This window comes from Streptomyces sp. NPDC048434, from assembly GCF_043200375.1.
Lineage (GTDB): Bacteria > Actinomycetota > Actinomycetes > Streptomycetales > Streptomycetaceae > Streptomyces.
The window spans coordinates 28483-45709 of record NZ_JBICXQ010000027.1 but is presented as its reverse complement, the minus strand read 5'-3'; the positions used below and the strand labels follow the sequence as shown (position 1 = coordinate 45709).

At 72.3% G+C, this 17227-nt stretch carries 17 protein-coding genes; 7 read left to right on the top strand and 10 right to left on the bottom strand.

The window, feature by feature from the left end; genetic code table 11:
• The first annotated feature begins 145 nt into the window (after positions 1-145).
• Both ACGFWI_RS28585 and ACGFWI_RS28580 read left to right on the top strand, forming a co-directional pair.
• The gene (locus tag ACGFWI_RS28585; RefSeq protein WP_393908914.1) at positions 146-457 is read left to right on the top strand and encodes a hypothetical protein; all 312 of its coding nucleotides are present in this window, start codon (positions 146-148) and stop codon (positions 455-457) included.
• Positions 417-905, top strand: a complete 489-nt coding sequence (locus tag ACGFWI_RS28580) for a glutathione peroxidase (protein WP_393908913.1) — start codon at positions 417-419, stop codon at positions 903-905. Before ACGFWI_RS28585 ends, ACGFWI_RS28580 begins: the two co-directional genes overlap by 41 nt.
• Before the next feature lie 87 nt (positions 906-992).
• On the opposite strand, the gene ACGFWI_RS28575 is transcribed toward ACGFWI_RS28580, so the two are convergent.
• On the bottom strand, positions 993-1409 hold the full coding sequence (locus tag ACGFWI_RS28575) for an STAS domain-containing protein (protein WP_393908912.1): 417 nt from the start codon (positions 1407-1409) through the stop codon (positions 993-995).
• Between the two features lie 486 nt (positions 1410-1895).
• On the opposite strand from ACGFWI_RS28575, the gene ACGFWI_RS28570 reads away from it, so the two are divergent.
• The 4 genes from ACGFWI_RS28570 to lnt all read left to right on the top strand — a co-directional run bounded on the left by ACGFWI_RS28570 (position 1896) and on the right by lnt (position 8103).
• Entirely contained in the window at positions 1896-3437 is a 1542-nt protein-coding gene (locus ACGFWI_RS28570) for a GAF domain-containing protein (protein WP_393908911.1), read from the top strand.
• Positions 3438-3886: 449 nt separating this feature from the next.
• On the top strand, positions 3887-5830 hold the full coding sequence (locus ACGFWI_RS28565; protein ID WP_393908910.1) for an ABC transporter ATP-binding protein: 1944 nt from the start codon (positions 3887-3889) through the stop codon (positions 5828-5830).
• Positions 5831-5891: 61 nt separating this feature from the next.
• Positions 5892-6374 carry a nuclear transport factor 2 family protein gene (locus tag ACGFWI_RS28560; protein WP_393908909.1) on the top strand — a complete coding sequence of 161 codons (483 nt, stop codon included), beginning with the start codon at positions 5892-5894 and terminating at the stop codon, positions 6372-6374.
• A gap of 118 nt (positions 6375-6492) precedes the next feature.
• The gene (lnt, locus tag ACGFWI_RS28555; RefSeq protein WP_393908908.1) at positions 6493-8103 is read left to right on the top strand and encodes an apolipoprotein N-acyltransferase; all 1611 of its coding nucleotides are present in this window, start codon (positions 6493-6495) and stop codon (positions 8101-8103) included.
• Here lnt and ACGFWI_RS28550 read toward each other — a convergent pair.
• Together ACGFWI_RS28550 and ACGFWI_RS28545 are read right to left on the bottom strand one after the other, a co-directional pair.
• Positions 8072-8980 carry a Gfo/Idh/MocA family protein gene (locus ACGFWI_RS28550; protein ID WP_393908907.1) on the bottom strand — a complete coding sequence of 303 codons (909 nt, stop codon included), beginning with the start codon at positions 8978-8980 and terminating at the stop codon, positions 8072-8074. The two genes, lnt and ACGFWI_RS28550, sit on opposite strands and share 32 nt — an antisense overlap.
• Positions 8977-10269, bottom strand: a complete 1293-nt coding sequence (locus ACGFWI_RS28545) for an FAD-dependent oxidoreductase (RefSeq protein WP_393908906.1) — start codon at positions 10267-10269, stop codon at positions 8977-8979. Before ACGFWI_RS28545 ends, ACGFWI_RS28550 begins: the two co-directional genes overlap by 4 nt.
• An 84-nt stretch (positions 10270-10353) precedes the next feature.
• Between ACGFWI_RS28545 and ACGFWI_RS28540 the strand changes: the two genes are divergently transcribed.
• Complete coding sequence (locus ACGFWI_RS28540) at positions 10354-10983, top strand: TetR/AcrR family transcriptional regulator (RefSeq protein WP_393908905.1); 630 nt, start codon at positions 10354-10356, stop codon at positions 10981-10983.
• 18 nt (positions 10984-11001) lie between these two features.
• Here the strand turns inward: ACGFWI_RS28540 and ACGFWI_RS28535 are convergent, their stop codons facing one another.
• The 7 genes from ACGFWI_RS28535 to ACGFWI_RS28505 form a co-directional block, all read right to left on the bottom strand.
• Positions 11002-11529 (bottom strand): hypothetical protein, encoded by a 528-nt coding sequence (locus ACGFWI_RS28535; RefSeq protein ID WP_393909008.1) that lies wholly within the window; start codon positions 11527-11529, stop codon positions 11002-11004.
• A gap of 138 nt (positions 11530-11667) precedes the next feature.
• Entirely contained in the window at positions 11668-12336 is a 669-nt protein-coding gene (locus ACGFWI_RS28530; protein WP_393909007.1) for a uracil-DNA glycosylase, read from the bottom strand.
• Between the two features lie 123 nt (positions 12337-12459).
• Positions 12460-13425, bottom strand: a complete 966-nt coding sequence (locus tag ACGFWI_RS28525) for an aldo/keto reductase (RefSeq protein WP_393908904.1) — start codon at positions 13423-13425, stop codon at positions 12460-12462.
• Positions 13426-13548: 123 nt separating this feature from the next.
• A complete protein-coding gene (locus tag ACGFWI_RS28520; protein ID WP_393908903.1) occupies positions 13549-14319 on the bottom strand; it encodes an SDR family oxidoreductase in 771 nt (256 codons plus the stop codon).
• 29 nt (positions 14320-14348) lie between these two features.
• Positions 14349-15110 carry a 3-oxoacyl-ACP reductase FabG gene (fabG, locus tag ACGFWI_RS28515; protein ID WP_393908902.1) on the bottom strand — a complete coding sequence of 254 codons (762 nt, stop codon included), beginning with the start codon at positions 15108-15110 and terminating at the stop codon, positions 14349-14351.
• Positions 15111-15361: 251 nt separating this feature from the next.
• Positions 15362-15757, bottom strand: a complete 396-nt coding sequence (locus ACGFWI_RS28510) for a DUF3037 domain-containing protein (protein WP_393908901.1) — start codon at positions 15755-15757, stop codon at positions 15362-15364.
• Positions 15754-16578, bottom strand: coding sequence for a HipA family kinase (locus ACGFWI_RS28505; protein WP_393908900.1), 825 nt, complete (start codon positions 16576-16578; stop codon positions 15754-15756). Before ACGFWI_RS28505 ends, ACGFWI_RS28510 begins: the two co-directional genes overlap by 4 nt.
• Positions 16579-17227: the final 649 nt, after the last annotated feature.

Here is a 17227-nt window from a genome sequence, read left to right as displayed (position 1 = left end):
GCTGATTACGGAGGGACCGGTGGGACATCCGCCGGTCCCTCCGGCGCGCGAACGTATCTTCTGCCCGTCACCACCGCAGGGGCATCTCGGGACCGCCCCGGCCGCGTCCCGCAACTCGGGGACCGATTTCCGGTTGAGTCCGGGCATGGACGCCAAGAAGCCCGCCTCACACCCCTTTCAGCGCATCTCCCTCCCCCACCAGCCGCCGGCGCTGCCGCCTCCCGCCCCGCAGGCGCGCCGCCCGGCCGAGGAGGAGACACCGATCTTCGACCAGCTGCTCAAGGAGTGGCGCTCGGGGGAGATCCGGCCGGTGGTGTCCTGGCCGGTCGACGATCCGGGGAAGATCAGGGCGGGTACCGCTGTTGGGACGGATGATGGCCGTCCGTATCCGCGGACCCGTGACGAGGAGCATGACCGTGAGCCTGTACGACATCCCACTGCGCACCCTGACCGGTGAGCCCGCTTCACTCGCCGACTACCGGGGCAAGGCCCTGCTGGTGGTGAATGTGGCGTCCAAATGCGGGCTGACCCCGCAGTATTCGGGTCTGGAGCGGCTTCAGCAGCGCTTCGCGGACCGTGGCTTCAGTGTGCTGGGCTTCCCCAGCAACCAGTTCGCGGGCCAGGAGCCCGGCACCGCCGAGGAGATCGCCACCTTCTGCTCGGCGACGTACGGCGTGAGCTTTCCGCTGTTCGAGAAGGCCGACGTCAACGGCGAGGACCGGCACCCGCTGTATGCGGCACTGACCGGCACCGAAGACGCCGAAGGGGCGGCCGGTGACGTCCAGTGGAACTTCGAGAAGTTCCTGATCGACCCCCAGGGCCAGGTCGCGGGCCGCTTCCGGCCGCGCACCGAGCCGGAGGCCGAGGAACTGGTCACCGCCATCGAGGCGGCCCTGCCGGCCTGAGCCCCGGCGCCCTGCCGCCGGGCCGGTGGGCGGGGTGCAGTCGTGCGGCGCCTGCGAGGCGCGCGGCAGGCGGCGCGGGAGCGCCGGTCAGGCGACGGCGGTGCCGGCGGTGTCCGTGAGCCCGGCCGATCCGGCGGCGCCGTCCGCGTCGTCGCCGCCGGTCTCGTCGGACACGATCTCGAAGGTGCCGGTCAGCCCGGTCATCCGCAGCAGTCGCGCGACGCTCCCGCCGCCGGAGACACCGGTCAGCCGCAGCCGGCCGCCCCGCTGCCGCGTCCGGTAGCGGGCGCGGCTGAGCAGGGACAGTCCGGCGCAGTCGATGAACGTGACCGCCCGCACGTCGACCACGAGGTCGGTGCCCTGGGTGCCGGTGATTTCGTCCAGCTGGTCGGACAGCACCGACACGGCGAGAATGTCCAGCTCACCGCGGAGTTCCAGTACGGTCGTGCCGCCCGCCGCGCGGCTGGGCCCCACGAGTCTCGGGTAGTACTGACCTTCATCCATCGACCCGGCCCACTTTCGTGCCGAGGCGCGGGATATGGCCACGCGTCTGCGGCGGAGATGTTCGGAAGGTGTGGGGGGCGCCCGGCGCGATCCGGGCGGGTCGGCCCGTTTCCGGGTCGTCGGTAGTGCCGTGGTGTGTCGTCTGTGCCCCTGTGTTTCTGCTGCTGTACCCGTAGTTGCCTACGGCTTACCCGCAGCCCGCGCCCTCAAAGTCCCGGCGCACGCCAGAGCTTCAGGTTGTCTCAAAGTCGCCCCTTGCGCGCGTGGCCGAGATAGGTAGCCGCGGGCTTGCTCCCCGGCGGGCCGGCGCACAGCCGACCACGGCCTCGATGTCGTCGTCGGCGAGTCGGCCGCTGCGGCGCGCCGGGGTGCCCTGGAGTGCCCGGCCCGCCGACCGCCTCCCGGATACCTCGGTCGGACCCCACCCGGGGGGGCGCCCAATAACACCCTTTCGGGCGAATTAGACTGTCCGGACCGCCCGAAAGTGTGAGGTGTGCCCTGAAGCCGTCGGACCCTGCAGGAGATCTCCCCGAGCGCACCGCGCAGAGCCTGCGCGAGCTGGCCGGTGGGCCGATCGCCCGGCTTCCGCAGCTGCTGGAGGCGATGGTGGCGGTCGGCTCCGACCACGATCTGCCCCGCGCGCTGGGACGTATCGCCGAGACCGCCGCCTCCCTCACCGGTGCGCGCCACGCCGTCGTCAGCCTCCGCCACGAGGACGGCGACGGCCCCGGCGAGCCGATCACCCACGGCTCCTCCCCCGCGGGTGAGCCGCCCGCCGGGGGCTCTCTTGAGGTGCCGGTCCGGGTGCAGGGGGAGGTGTTCGGCACGCTGTACGTCACGGGGAAGGGTGACGGCGACGGCGAGGAGTTCAGCGACGCGGATCTGCAGTTGGTGCGGGTGCTGGCCACCGAGGCCGGCATCGCCCTGAGCAACGCCCGGATGCACTCCGCCGCCCGGCAGCGCAGACGCTGGATCGACGGGGCGGCATCCGTCACCACGGCGCTGCTGGCCGGACCCGAGACCGGCTCGACGACCACGAACGCCCTCACCGTCGTCGCTGAGAAGGGCCGGGAGCTGGCCGAGGCGGCGACCGGAGCGGTCCTGCTGCCGCACGCCGGGGGCGGTATGGAGGTCGTGGCGATCTCCACCGTGCTGTCCGAGGCCGTACGGACCGAGGCGCACCGCGGCAGAATCCCGCCGGAGAGCCCGGTCGTCCACCAGATATACGCCGGGCTCGCGGTCTTCTCCGACGACTTCGCCGACGACCCCCGCTCGATCTCCCCGATATCGCGCCACTACGGCCCGACGATGCTGCTGCCGCTGCGCAGCAACGGGCGGGTGCTGGGCGCCCTGGCGCTGTGCCGGATGTCCGACGACCGCCGCTTCAGCCACACCGAACGGACCCTGGGGACACAGTTCGCCGCCCAGGCCGCGGTGGCGCTCGTCCTGGCCGACCGACACCGTGACCGCGAGCGGCTGGCCGTCTTCGAGGACCGCGACCGCATCGCCCGCGATCTGCACGATCTGGTCATTCAGCGGCTGTTCGCCACCGGGATGCTGCTGGAGACCGCCCGGCGCAAGGCCCTGGTACCGGAGGTACAGGAAGGGGTGGGCCGGGCGGTCGACGAGCTGGACGCCACGATCCAGGAGATCAGAACGGCGATCATCGCGCTGCAGCAGGGACCGCCCGAGGCGCCGGCCGGGCTGCGCACCCGCGTGCTGCGGAAGGCCGGCACGGCCACCGCGGCGCTCGGCACCCGCCCGTCGGTCCAGTTCACCGGCCCGGTCGATACCCGGGTCGACGACATCAGCGCCCGCGAGCTGCTGGCCGCGCTCGGCGAGGCGCTGGCGGCAGTGACCGCCTCGGCGTCGGCACAGCCGCAGCCGACCCGCGTGGAGATCGCCGTGGACCTCACCGCCCCACTCCCCGGGCGTCGGCCGGTGATACGGCTGACCGTGGCCTGCCCGGGCAGCGCTGAGCGGCCCGTGACCTGGGAGCGTCCGCTCCAGGACGAGCCCGGAGCCTGAGCGCCGTACGACCCGGGCCGTAGGCCGCGGTCACCGGCCGGGCCGGTGACCGGTCGCCGGTCGCCGGTCGCCGGTCGGACGAACGGCAGATCCCGGGCCGCCGGACACGCCACGCGGCCGTCGGCGCGCAGCACGGCCTCCAGGGCGGGTCCCGGGCCGCTCGGGTAACGTCCGCCCGTCCGGGCCGCGTTGGCCTCGACGACCGCCAGGATGCCGCCGATACGGCCGTACGGCGGGAGATCGGTGCGCCCCTTCCTCGCCACAGCCATGGCCTCTCCGCCGCCCGGTCTTCGTCGCGCGACGGGTGGTGCGGACGGTGCCCCGCACGCCCGGGCGGGTGATCGCGCCGGAATCGCTTGACCTCAACATTGGTTGAGGTCCTACGTTCCTTGTATGTCGCCGGGCACTCACGGCGATCCCGTGACGACCCCGGCACACAGGAGGCCACGATGGACATGGAAGTCACCGCCTGGCATGCGCTGCACAGCAGCATGACCGCTCAGCAGGGCAGGCGCCGCTTCTCCCGCGGCACCCTGCGCCGCATCACGGCATTTGCCCGCCCGCACCGCCGCCACCTGGTGTGGTTCCTCGTGCTGAGCACGGTGACCGCGATGCTGGCGGTGGCCACCCCGCTGCTCGCCGGCCGGGTGGTGGACGCGATCGTGGGCGGCGACTCGGCGTCCATCGTCATCGAACTGTCCGGGCTGATCGCCGTGATCGCGGTCGCCGAGGCGGGGCTGGGGCTGCTGACCCGCTGGCTGTCGGCGAGCATCGGGGAGGGGCTGATCCTGGATCTGCGGACGACCGTGTACGACCACGTCCAGCGGATGCCGATCGCCTTCTTCACCCGCACCCGCACCGGAGCGCTGGTCAGCCGGCTGAACAACGATGTGATCGGCGCCCAGCGGGCCTTCAGCGACACCCTGTCCGGGGTCGTCAGCAATATCGTGACGCTGCTGCTCACCCTCGTGGTGATGCTCAGTCTGTCCTGGCAGATCACCCTGATCGCACTGGTACTGCTGCCGGTGTTCGTGCTGCCCGCCCGCCGGGTCGGCCGGCGGCTGGCGGATCTGCGCCGGGAGGGCGCCGACCACAACGCGGCGATGGGCACCCAGATGACCGAGCGGTTCTCCGCGCCGGGCGCCACCCTCGTCAAGCTGATGGGCCGCCCGGTGCGGGAGTCCGCCGAATTCGCCGCCCGGGCCCGCCGGGTGCGCGACATCGGGGTCCGTTCGGCCATGGTCCAGACGTACTTCGTCACCGCCCTCACGCTGGTCTCCGCCCTGGCGCTGGCCGTCGTCTACGGCCTGGGCGGGTTCCTCGCCCTGCGCGGACAGCTGGAGCCCGGCGCGATCGTCTCGCTGGCCCTGCTGCTCACCCGGCTCTACGCCCCGCTGACCGCGCTGTCGGGCGCCCACATCGAGGTGATGAGCGCGCTGGTCAGCTTTGAGCGGGTCTTCGAGGTGCTCGACCTCAAGCCGTTGATCACCGAGAAGCCGGATGCCCGCGCCGTCCCCGAGGGCCCGGTGTCCGTGGAGTTCGACTCCGTCCGCTTCGGCTACCCGTCCGCCGACAAGGTCTCGCTGGCGTCCCTGGAGGAGGTCGCCACCCTCGACACCCGGGGCGGCGAAGAGGTCCTGCACGGCATCTCCTTCCGTGCCGAACCGGGCCAGATGGTCGCCCTGGTCGGCTCCTCGGGCGCCGGCAAGTCGACCGTGGCCCAGCTGCTGCCGCGGCTGTACGACACCGACGCCGGTGCGGTCCGGCTGTCCGGGGTGGATGTCCGGGATCTGACCGCCGCCTCGCTGCGCGACGTCCTCGGGATGGTCACCCAGGACGGACACCTCTTCCATGAGTCGATCCGCGAGAACCTGCTGCTGGCCAAGCCGGAGGCGACCGAGGAGGAGCTGTGGGACGCGCTGCGCCGGGCGCGTCTGGAAGACCTGATCGCCGGGCTCCCCGACGGTCTGGACACCGTCGTCGGCGAGCGGGGCTACCGCCTTTCGGGCGGCGAACGGCAGCGGCTGACCATCGCCCGGCTGCTGCTCGCCCACCCCCGGGTGGTGATCCTGGACGAGGCCACCGCCCATCTGGACAACACGTCCGAGGCGGCGGTGCAGGAGGCGCTCACCGAGGCGCTGGACGGCCGTACCGCACTGGTCATCGCCCACCGGCTGTCGACCGTGAGGGCCGCTGATCTGATCCTGGTCGTCGAGGGCGGACAGATCGCGGAGCGCGGGACGCACGAGACGCTGCTGGCCGCCGACGGGCGCTACGCGGAGCTGTACCGGACGCAGTTCACCGACTCGGAGGAGCGGCGGCAAGCCGCGCAGGAGGCCCGGAGCACGGATGCCGGCCCGGATACCGTGCCGGAGTCGGCGCTGGTGAACTGACGCCGCGCCGGAAGGCCCCTGCCTCTTGGCGGGGGCCTTCCGGATGCCGAAAACTGATGCGATGACGCAGCGCGCGGAACACTCCACTGTCATGGACCGCCTCGCCCTCGACGATCTGATCACCGAGTACGCCATCGCCGTGGACGACGGCGACTGGCCCGGCTACCGGGACCTGTTCGCCCCGGACGGCCGGGCCGACTACCGCTCCGCCGGCGGCATCGAGGGCGGCACGGAGGAGATCGCGGCCTGGCTCGCCGGGACGCTGCGGCACTTCGCCATACGGCAGCATCTGATCGTCAACCGCCGTATCACCCTCGCCCGCCACGACGGTGCCCCCGGCGACACGGCCACGGTCCAGGCCGACTACCTCAACCCGATGCGGCTCGCCGGCACCGCGACCGATGCCGACGGCGGCCCGACCGCCCCCAACTACACCTGCGCCGGGCGCTATGAGTTCGCCGCCCGGCGCACCGCCGACGGCTGGCGGCTGACCGGGGTCGTCGTCCACGAGAAGTGGCGCGAGGTGCGGTCCGCCGGTGACTGACCGCCCCCGCCGCCCGTCGCCGCCCGGTTCGGCTGTTGCGGCGACCCCCCTTTCCTTGATCGGCCCAGCCGCGCACACTGGCCCTCCGACCGGCCGAAACCGGCATCAGGGAGGCCGCATGGACAGACCGCCCGGCCGTCGGGCGCAGTGGCTCGGCTCCCCCTGGGCACGGGGCGTGGCCGCCGTGCTCGCCGGCGCGGTGCCGGCCCTCACCTTTCCCGCGCCGTCGTGGTGGTGGCTGGCGTATGTCGCCCTGGTGCCGTGGCTGCTGCTGGTGCGGTCCGCGCCGACCTGCCGGCGGGCGGCGCTGGACGGCTGGCTGGGCGGCACCGGCTTCATCCTGGCCGTCCACCAGTGGCTGCTGCCGAACCTGCATGTCTTCATCCTCGTGCTCGCCCTGCTGCTCGGTGCGCTGTGGGCGCCCTGGGGGGTGCTGGTGCGTGCGCTGCTGGGGGGCGCGCCCACGGCGAGCACGGCGGTGCGAGAGGGGTCCCCCCGGACGAAGCCCGGGGAGGACGCCGGCGAAGGGCGGTGGCGGGCGACGGGCGGGCGGTACGCCGCCGCGCTGGTGCTGGTGCCGTCGGGCTGGCTGATGGTCGAACTGGTCCGTTCCTGGGAGTACTTGGGCGGCCCCTGGGGGCTGCTCGGGGCCAGCCAGTGGCAGCTGCCGCCCGCACTGCGGCTGGCATCGGTCGGCGGGGTGTGGCTGCTGAGCCTGCTGATTGTGGCGGTGAACACCGCGGTGGCCGAGCTGATCACCCGCCCGGCGGCACGGCTGCCCGCCGTCGCCGGGCTGCTGGTGTGCGCCTTGGCGGGCACCGCGGCCTGGTTCTGGGCACCACTCCCCCGCACCACCGGTACGGTGCGGGTCGCCGTCGTCCAGCCGGGCCCGACCGGCACCCCCTCAGCACGCCTGGCCCGCAGCGAGGTCCTCACCCGGTCGCTGGCGGGCCGTGGGGTGCGCCTGATCGTCTGGGGCGAGAGCAGCCTCTACAAGGATCCGGCGGACCACCCGGCGCTCGCCGCCCGCCTCGCCGCCCTCTCCCGGCAGACCGGCGCCGAGCTGCTGGTCAACGCCGACTCCGCGCACGCCGAACAGCCGGGCATCTCCAAGAGCGCGGTGCTGATCGGGCCGGACGGACCGACCGGGGACCGCTACGCCAAGATGCGGCTGGTGCCCTTCGGCGAATACATACCGTTCCGGTCCGTGCTGGGCTGGGCGACGCGGGTGGGCAAGGCGGCCACGAGCGACCGGGTGCGCGGCACCGGCCAGGTGGTGATGCCGGTCGCCGCCGCGGGCGGACTGCGCATCGGGCCGCTGGTGTGCTTCGAGACCGCCTTCCCCGACATGAGCCGCCATCTGGCGCGCGACGGTGCGCGGGTGCTGGTCGCCCAGTCCTCGACCTCGACCTTCCAGGACAGCTGGGCGCCGGCGCAGCATGCGTCGCTGGCCGCGCTGCGCGCCGCGGAGACCTGGCGGCCCATGGTGCATGCCACGCTCACCGGTATCAGTGCGGTGTACGGCCCACGGGGTGAGCAGATCGGCGAGCGGCTCGGCACCGACCGCAGCGCGGCGGCCGTCTACGACCTGCCGCTGACCGAGGGCACCAGCCCGTACACCCGGTTCGGTGACTGGGCGGTGTACGGGGCGATGGCCGCGCTGGCACTCGCCGGCGGGTACGCGGGGCTGCGGGCGGTCAGCGGTCGGCCTGCGCGAGCGCGTCGGTGACCACCCGTTCGCACAGTTCATGGGTGCGCAGTGCGTCCTCGGCGGACGGCTGCCGGCCGGCCCGTACGTCGTCCAGGAACGCCAGGACGATCTGCTCGATGCCGCGCTGCCGGGCGACCGGCACCCAGTCGCCGCGACGCCGGATGCTCGGCTGCCCCTTGTGGTCGATGACCTCGGCGAGATTGACGACCTGGCGCTTGGTGTCCTGACCGGAGACGTCGAGGATCTCCTCCGTGGAGCCGCTCAGGCGGTTCATGGTGCCGAGGGCGGTGAAGCCGTCGCCGGAGAGCTGCAGCACCACATGCTGCATCAGCCCGTCGCGGATCCTGGCGCGCACATCGATGTGGTCGATCTCGCCGGGGGCGAGGAACCGCAGGGTGTCCACGATGTGGATGAAGTCGTCCAGCACGAGCGTGCGCGGGTCCTCGGGCAGTCCGATGCGGTTCTTCTGCATCAGGATCAGATCGCGGGCGTGCTCACGGCACTGGGTGTAGGCGGGCGCGTAGCGGCGGTTGAAGCCGACGGTGAGGCCCACTCCGCGGTCCTCGGCGAGCGCGACGATGCGCTGGGAGGTGGCGAGTTCGTAGGAGAGCGGCTTGTCGACATAGGTCGGTACGCCGGCCTCGATCAGCCGGGTCACGATCTCGGGGTGGGCGGCGGTGGCGGCGTGCACGAACGCGGCGTCCAGGCCGGTGGCGAGCAGCGAGTCCAGGTCCGTGTGGAGCTGTGCCCCGGTCAGCCGGTGGGTGGCGCCGACGCGTTCGAGGGTGGCCGGGGTGCGGGTGTGCAGATGCAGTTCGAGTCCGGGTTGTGTGCCCAGTACGGGGAGATACGCCTTCTGGGCGATGTCGCCGAGTCCGATGCAGCCGACCTTCACTCGTGCTCCTTGGGTTGTACCGCGGCCCTGGTGTCTCGCGTGCCGGAAGCATACGTGCCGGTCGGCGGCCGCCAGTCGGCGATCCCGTCCAAGGGCCGCAGCACCAGATCCGGTGCGAGGCGGGCGGTGACGGCCATCAGGGCGGCGCGCAGCGCGCAGGCCGGCCGGGAGCGCCAGGTGGTGAGCCGGCCGATCCGCTCGGCACGGCGCACCACGTCCATGGTGTGCGGCAGCCGCTCCCGGGTGTACGCGGTGAGCGCGGCGGACAGACCGGCATCCGGTGCGGCCAGATGCGCCAGCACCACGGCGTCCTCGATGGCCTGGCAGCCGCCCTGTCCGAGGTTCGGCGTCATCGGGTGGACGGCGTCGCCGAGCAGGGCGACCCGGCCCCGGTGGAAGGCGGGCGGCGGGGCGGCAGCGGTGTACACGTCGTTACGGAGCACCGCGGCCGGGTCCGCCGCGGCGAGGAGGGCGGGAACGGGGTGGTGCCAATTGCCGAAGCGGCGCAGCAGTTCGGCCCGTTCGTCGTCGGCGGCCCGGCCGCCCGGCGGCACGGCCGCGGTGGCATAGGCGTAGATCCGCCCGCCGGGCAGCGGCACGGTGCCCCACAGGCTGCCGGGACCCCAGGTCTCGTGCGCCCCGTGGAGGCCTTCGGGGGCGGGTACGACCAGGCGCCAGGCGGTGAAGCCGGCGTAGCGGGGTGCGGGGTGGCCGGGGAAGAGCGCGCGGCGGACGGCGGAGTGGATGCCGTCGGCGGCGACGACGAGGTCCGCGGTGAGCTCCTCGCCCACTTCCGCCGTTCCTTCGCCCTCCGCCGTTGCTTCGATCCGTACGCGCGCCGGGCGGTCCTCCGCTCCCGGGTCGCCCGGGTCGACGAGCACGGCCGTGGTTCCGGTGCGAACCGCGCCGTCGGGCAGCCGGGCCGCGAGCAGGGCCATCACCTCGGCGCGGTGGGCGACCGCGACCGGGCCGCCGAAGCGCCGGACGGCCGCGGCATTGTCCGTACGGGCCAGTCGGCGGCCGCCGGGAAGGCGGATCTCTCCGGTGGTCTGACAGGCGGCCATGGCCCGTACGGCGTCGCCCGCGTCCAGGGTGTCCAGGGCGCGCTGCGCGTTGGGGGCAAGGGCGATGCCCGCGCCGCTCCTTGCCGGGTGTCCGGATGAGGAGTCCGGCGCCGGTGCGGTGGCGCGTTCCAGGACGGTGACCGACCAGCCGCGGCGGTCCAGTGCCGCCGCCGCGGTGAGCCCGCCGATGCCGCCGCCGATCACGAGCGCGGTGCGCTGCCTCATCATGTCTCCCCGGCCCCGGTGTGACTACAGATGTAGTTACCCTTGCTCACACTACACCTGTAGTCGCCGCGTTAGGCTCCCTGCATGAACCCCCGCAGCGGCCGCGCCCCGGCGCCCGCCCCTCGCCGTGAACTGATCGCCGATGCGGCGCTGACCCTGCTCGCCGAGCGCGGGATGCGCGGGCTGACCCACCGGGCGGTGGACGAGGCGGCCGGGCTGCCGCAGGGCTCCACGTCGAATCTCGCCCGCACCCGGGCGGCCCTGCTGGAGACGGCGGTACGGCGGCTGGCCGAGCGGGAGGCGGCGGTGCTGACACCGCGTGAGATGCCCAGGGCCCCGGTGGCAGGGGCCGCGCCACGGCCGGACGATGCCGTGGCGGCGGTCGCCGAGGCGCTCTCCCTGGCGCTGCACCGCTATCTGTCCCGGCACCGCCATCTGCTCATCGCCCGTTACGAACTGGCCCTGGAAGCCACCCGCAGGCCCGAGCTGCGGGCGGTCTACGACCGGGCGGGGCAGGCCTTCCGGGAGCCGATGGTGGCGATGCTGGCGGCGGCCGGCTCCGCCGAGCCCGAGCGGCATGCGCTCAGCATGGTCGCGTGGTGCGACGGGGTGCTCTTCTCCTGTACCGCGGGACAGTTCCATGCGGCCGTCCCCGACCGCGACGCGCTGCGCACGTCCTGCACGGAGCTGCTCGACGGGATGCTGCGGGGCTGACCTCGGCCGCGCGCCGGCCTACGGGGTGTGGCCCGCGACGCCGTCGATCCGCAGCTGCAGCCGGTCGATGGCGTCCCGGAGCCCCTGGCGGTATTCGCCGTCGGCCAGGGCGTTGACCGAGACCCGTGCGCGCCGCAGCTGGGCCCGCGCATCGGCGGTGCGGTCCAGGGCGGCGTAGTCGGCCGCGATATTGAGATGCAGCGAGGGGAAGAACGCCCGGAGGGCGACGAGGGGGTGGCGGGGGCCGGGGCCATCGGCGACCTTCGGCACGGCGGTGTTCCCGGGCCGTTCGGTGACGAAGCCCTCGGCCGCCTCCAGGGCCCTGAGGTCCCAGTCGAGTTCATCCCTGGGGTCGTCCTGGGTGTCGGCCATGTAGTGGGCGAGAGTGCAGCGGTGGAAGGCGTCTCCCTGCGGCCCGATCTCGTGCCACAGCGCCGAGAGACGGTTGCGTGCCTCTTCCCGGTCGCCGGCGCGATGCAACATGATCGCCTGGCCGATCCGGGTCAGCACCCCGTCCTCGGACGTCGCCTCCCGCCGCTTGTCCACCACCGCGCACTCCGTTTTCGCTCACCACGGCCACTGCCGCTCCCCCGACGCTAACCGCCGGACGGGACCTGCGCGCGGTGTGCGCGACGCACCGGGTGGTGGGGGCGCTCCGCCGGTCAGCCGGGCAGGCCCGTCGGCTCAGCCCAGGTCAGGGATGCGCCAGTCGATCGGGGCATGGCCCTGTGCGGCGACCGCCGCGTTGATCTGGGTGAAGGGGCGGGAGCCGAAGAACTTCTTCGCCGACAGCGGGGAGGGGTGCGCGCCCTGCACCACCGCATGCCGCTCCTCGTCGATCAGCGGCAGCTTCTTCTTGGCGTAATTCCCCCACAGCACGAAGACCGCCGGGTCGGGCCGGGAGGCCACGGCACGGATCACCGCGTCGGTGACCTTCTCCCATCCCTTGCCCTTGTGCGAATTGGCCTCGGCCTCGCGGACGGTGAGGACTGCGTTCAGCAGCAGCACACCCTGCTGGGCCCAGGGCATCAGATAGCCGTTGTCCGGAATCGGGTGGCCCAGCTCCTCCTTCATCTCCTTGTAGATGTTCCGCAGCGACGGCGGTGTCTTGACGCCGGGCTGCACGGAGAAGCACAGGCCGTGGCCCTGGCCGGCACCGTGGTACGGGTCCTGGCCCAGGACGAGCACCTTCACCTGGTCGTAAGGCGTCGCCTCCAGCGCCGCGAAGACCTGCTCGCGGGGCGGATAGACCGGCCCGTCGGCCCGCTCCTGCTCGACGAAGTCGGTGAGCTCCTTGAAATAGGGCTTCTCCAACTCCTCGCCGAGGACCCCGCGCCAGGACTCGGGCAGCATGTCGGTCACCACGTCAACAACCTCCGGTGTGCGTTGCGTTCTCACTCACAGAACCTACCGGCGACCACTGACAACGCCGTCCGCGGGCCGAGGGCCCGGCCCTGACCCGGCGGCCGGCCCGCCTCAGGCGGTGTCGAGCCGGGCACGCTGGACGGGGTCCAGCCGCAGGTCGAGCGCCGCCAGGCTTTCGTCCAGCTGCGCCACGGAACTCACACCGAGCACCGGCACGACCGGCACCGGCCCGCCCATCAGCCAGGCGAGCACCACCTGGTTCACGGTGGCCCCGCACTCCGCCGCGACCTCCGCCAGCACCCGCAGCCGCGCCACCGAACCGGGATGGTCGTAGCGCTCCGGCAGCGGCCGGTCCGCACGGGAGTAGGCACCTGCCATCAGCGTCCCATAGCCGACCGGCGTCAGATCGGGGTGCGCCGCCGCGTAGTCGAGGAGCTCCTCGTCGGTCTCCACCTGTAGGTCCTGGGGCAGGCCGCGGCGTGGCCGCAGATAGGTGTGCCGCTGTTGTACGGCGCGGAAGCCGGGCAGTCCGCGCCCGGCGGCGGTCTGCCGGGCCCCGGCGAGCCGCCAGGTCCGGTAATTGCTGGCCCCGAGGGTGCCCACGGTGCCGTCCCGTACGAGGCCGGCCAGCGCCTCGACGGTGTCGTCCAGCCGGACGCCGCGGTCGTCGAGGTGCGCGTAGTAGAGATCCACCCGGTCGGTGCCCAGGCGGCGCAGGCTGCCCTCGATCCCGGCGCGTACGGCCCCGGCGCCCAGGCCTTCGGCATTGGCGGGCCACTCGGCGCCCCGCGCCGGGTCCGGGCGGGCGCCCACCTTGGTGGCCAGGACGGTGCGGCCGGCCGCGCCCCGGCTGCGCAGCCAGCGGCCGACCAGCAGTTCGCTCTCGTCGCCGCTCGCGCCGGGGACCCAGCAGGCGTAGTTGTTCGCGGTGTCGACGAAGGTGCCGCCGGCGTCGGCGAAGCGGTCCAGTACGGCGAACGAGGCCGGTGCGTCGACGGTGGTGCCGAAGGGCAGCGTCCCAAGGCAGACGGCGCTGATGCGGGGCCCTTGATCACCGCCGAGCGTGCGGTAGTGCATGGCATGTCTCCCTGGCAGGTCCGCTGACGCGCGTGGTGCCGGCCCTGGAGAGGACCGGCACCACGGACTCTGCCTCTTGGAGCGCACACCAAGGCAAGGCCCCCGGGGCCCCGCCCGGCGCCGTCAGACCCCGGCGTTGAGGAACAGACCGCCGTCCACGACCAGCGTCTGGCCGGTGATCCAGCCCGAGGCGTCGGACAGCAGGAAGGCCGCGGCCCCGCCGATGTCCTCCGGGACGCCGAGCCGCGCCATCGGGTAGCCGGCCGCCGCCTCCTCCTCACGGTTCTCATACAGCGCGGCCGCGAACTTGGTCTTGACCACCGCGGGTGCGATGGAGTTGACCCGCACACCCGGCGCGAACTCGTGGGCCAGCTGCAGCGTCAGGTTCACCATGGCGGCCTTGCTCATGCCGTACGCACCGATGAAGGGCGAGGGCGCGAGGCCGGCGATCGAGGCGATGTTGACGATCGCGCCGCCGTTGTCCTTCTGCCATGCGTGCCAGGTGCGCTGCGCAAAGCCCAGTGCCGAGACGACATTGGTCTCGAAGACCTTGCGCGCGACCCCCAGGTCGAGGTCGGCGATGGGGCCGAACACCGGGTTCGTTCCGGCGTTGTTGACGAGGTAGTCGACGCGGCCGAAGGCCTCCATCGCGCGCTCGACGGCGACGGCCTGGTGGGCCTCGTCATGCGCCTTGCCGGCGACGCCGAGCACGCGGTCGGCGCCCAGCTTCTCGGCGGCCTCCTTGAGGGCGTCCTCGTTGCGGCCGGTGATGACGACCCGGTCGCCGCGGGCCACCAGGGCCTCGGCGATGCCGTAGCCGATGCCGCGGCTGGCGCCGGTGATCAGCGCCACCTTGCCGGTGAGCTCGGGGAGTCCGCTGTCCTGCTCGGTCATGTTCTGTGCTCCTGGAGTCGGTGGGGCGGTCAGTTGAGCGGGCCGCCGGCGACGTACATGACCTGGCCGGAGACGAAGCCGGCCGCCTCGCCGGTGAAGAAGGCGATGGCGTTGGCGATGTCCTCGGGGCGCCCGACGCGCTGCACCGGGATCTGGGTGGCGGCCGCGGCCTGGAACTCCTCGAAGCCCATGCCGACGCGCTCGGCGGTGGAGGCGGTCATGTCAGTGACGATGAAGCCGGGGGCGACGGCATTGGCGGTGACGCCGAACTTGCCGAGCTCGATGGCGAGGGTCTTGGTGAAACCCTGCAGACCGGCCTTGGCCGCCGAGTAGTTGACCTGGCCGCGGTTGCCGAGCGCCGAGCTGGAGGAGAGGTTCACGATCCGGCCGAACTTGGCGTCCACCATGTGCTTCTGGCAGGCGCGGGACATCAGGAACGCACCGCGCAGATGCACGTTCATGACCGTGTCCCAGTCGAGCTCGCTCATCTTGAACAGCAGGTTGTCGCGGAGCACACCGGCGTTGTTGACGAGGACCGTCGGCGCACCGAGCTCGGACGCGACGCGTGCGACCGCCGCGTCGACCTGCTCGGCGTCGGAGACGTCACAGCCGACCGCGATGGCCTTGCCCCCGGCCTTGGTGATCTTCTCGACGGTGTCCTTGCAGGCCGCCTCGTCGAGGTCGAGTACGGCGACGGCGCGGCCCTCGGCGGCCAGGCGGACGGCGGTGGCCGCGCCGATACCGCGGGCCGCGCCCGTCACGATGGCAACGCGCTGCTCGGTGGTGGACATGCGGGTTCTCCTCACCCTCGAAACCTCGACAAGCGGTCCGCCGCACCGATCCCGTGGGTGAGCAACCGCTTAGTAGCCTGAGCAGGGCTGACGCTAGAAGCCCGGCAACGCGCTGTCAACGCCCCACCACTGCGCCGTTGCCCACCTCACCGGCGAGACGGGCCGGAGCCCGGCGTGATCGCGCCCCACGCCAGAGCGCCCGGACCGCCCCCAGGCGGACCGGGCGCTCCGAACGGCGCTCCCGCGGAACCTCAGCGCACCAGCAACTCCAGCAGCCGTTCGGCCTCGGCGGCGGGGTCGGCGGTCAGGCCGGTGTGTACCGGTCCCGGCTGGACGATGGTGCTGCGCGGCGCCATCAGCCAGCGGAAACGGCGTCCCGGGTCCTCCCCCGCCGCCTGTCCGGCCCGCTCGCCGCCCTGGCAGATGCCCTCGACGGCACCGAGCGCGGCCCGCACGCCGGCCACGTCGGTCGTGGGGTCCAGGGCCAGCAGCCGGGCCTCGTCCAGATAGGTCCTGGCCTCGACGAAGCGCCGGGCGTGGCAGTACACGACCACACCGGCATTGATCATCTCGCCGCGCTCGACCCGGGGTACGACCTTCAGCAGGGCGTACTCGAAAACATCGCGCCCATTGTGCAGACCGGTCATTTCACTGCCCTCCGTACCAGCCTGGCGGCCAGCCATTCCGGCGCCTGCGAGGGCTTGTCCTCGGTGGGCTCCCCAAGAGTGATCTGATCGCTGATCGTCCGGGCGCGGGCCAGCAGGGTGCTGACATACGCCTGGCGCAGCGCGTCCGGGGAGTCGAAGCCGGGCTCGTCGGCCAGCCATTCGTCCGGCACATCGGCCGCGATCCCGGTCAGCAGCTCCTCGGTGACCTGTGGCGCGAACTCCTCGGCCGCCGCCGCGATATCCGGCCCGAAGGTGGCCAGCACATGGTCGGAAGCGTTGTACGGCCGGACCGAAGCCTTCTCCGCACTCGGCCAGTTGTGGTGCCAGATCATCGCCGCGCCATGGTCGATCAGCCACAGTTCGCCGTGCCAGACCAGCAGATTGGGATTGCGCCAGGAACGGTCGACGTTGTTGATCAGCGCATCGAACCACACCACACGGCCCGCCTCGCGGGCACTCACCTCGAAGGCGAGCGGATCGAAGCCCAGCGACCCGGGGAGGTAGTCCATGCCCAGATTGAGCCCACCGCTGGCCTTCAGCAGCTCCTGGACCTCCTGGTCCGGCTCGCCCAGCCCGATGACGGGATCGAGCTGCATCTGCACCAGATCCGGCACCCGCAGCCCGAGCCGCCGACCCAGTTCTCCGCAGATGACCTCGGCAACGAGCGTTTTCCGCCCCTGCCCGGCACCGGTGAATTTCATGATGTAGGTACCGAGGTCGTCGGCCTCGACGATCCCCGGGAGCGATCCACCCTCACGCAAGGGCGTGACATAGCGGGTCGCCACGACTTCATTAAGCATTATCCAAGGCTCCAGGACTCTCTTACCTTACGATCCACAGCCAACCTCATTTAGGTGCAACCCAGGGAACCGTGGCGACCAACCCTGGGGAGAATCTGGGGAGTTCCGACTGACACGCTGCTCCCCCGTCCCCCTCCAAGCAGCCCGTCGATGGCCGTGCGCCCCTTACTCACTGCCTCCGGCATAAAGTGGGCATAGTAACCGAGCGTGACAGCCGGCGAGGAGTGACCGAGCCACCGCGCCGAAGCCACCACGGACTCCCCCGCCTCCAGCATGATCGAGGCACAGGTGTGCCGCAGCGCGTAAAAACCATCCTCTGGCGCCGCCGGACACTGCCACTGCTTCGCCCCCTGGGGCGCGGCGGGATGATGCCGGCCTTGGCTAAGGGTCGTCCCGTAACCGGAGTTGAAGTGCACGGGTACAGCCCTGGGGGCCCGGATCGCTATCGGCGCGACTCCGGCCTGAACAGCTGTGGCAGCCTGCGGTGATGCCTGAGCTGCGAGAACACGACGGACGTCACTACGTGTCCAGCACCACTACGCCTTGTCCGACGACGCATGGTGCCTGGAGCTGAGCGAAGCCGTCCTCGTGCAGGCCGAACCCCCGAACCCCGTCACCTACCGGGCGGGCAGGGCCTTCCTTTCGGCAT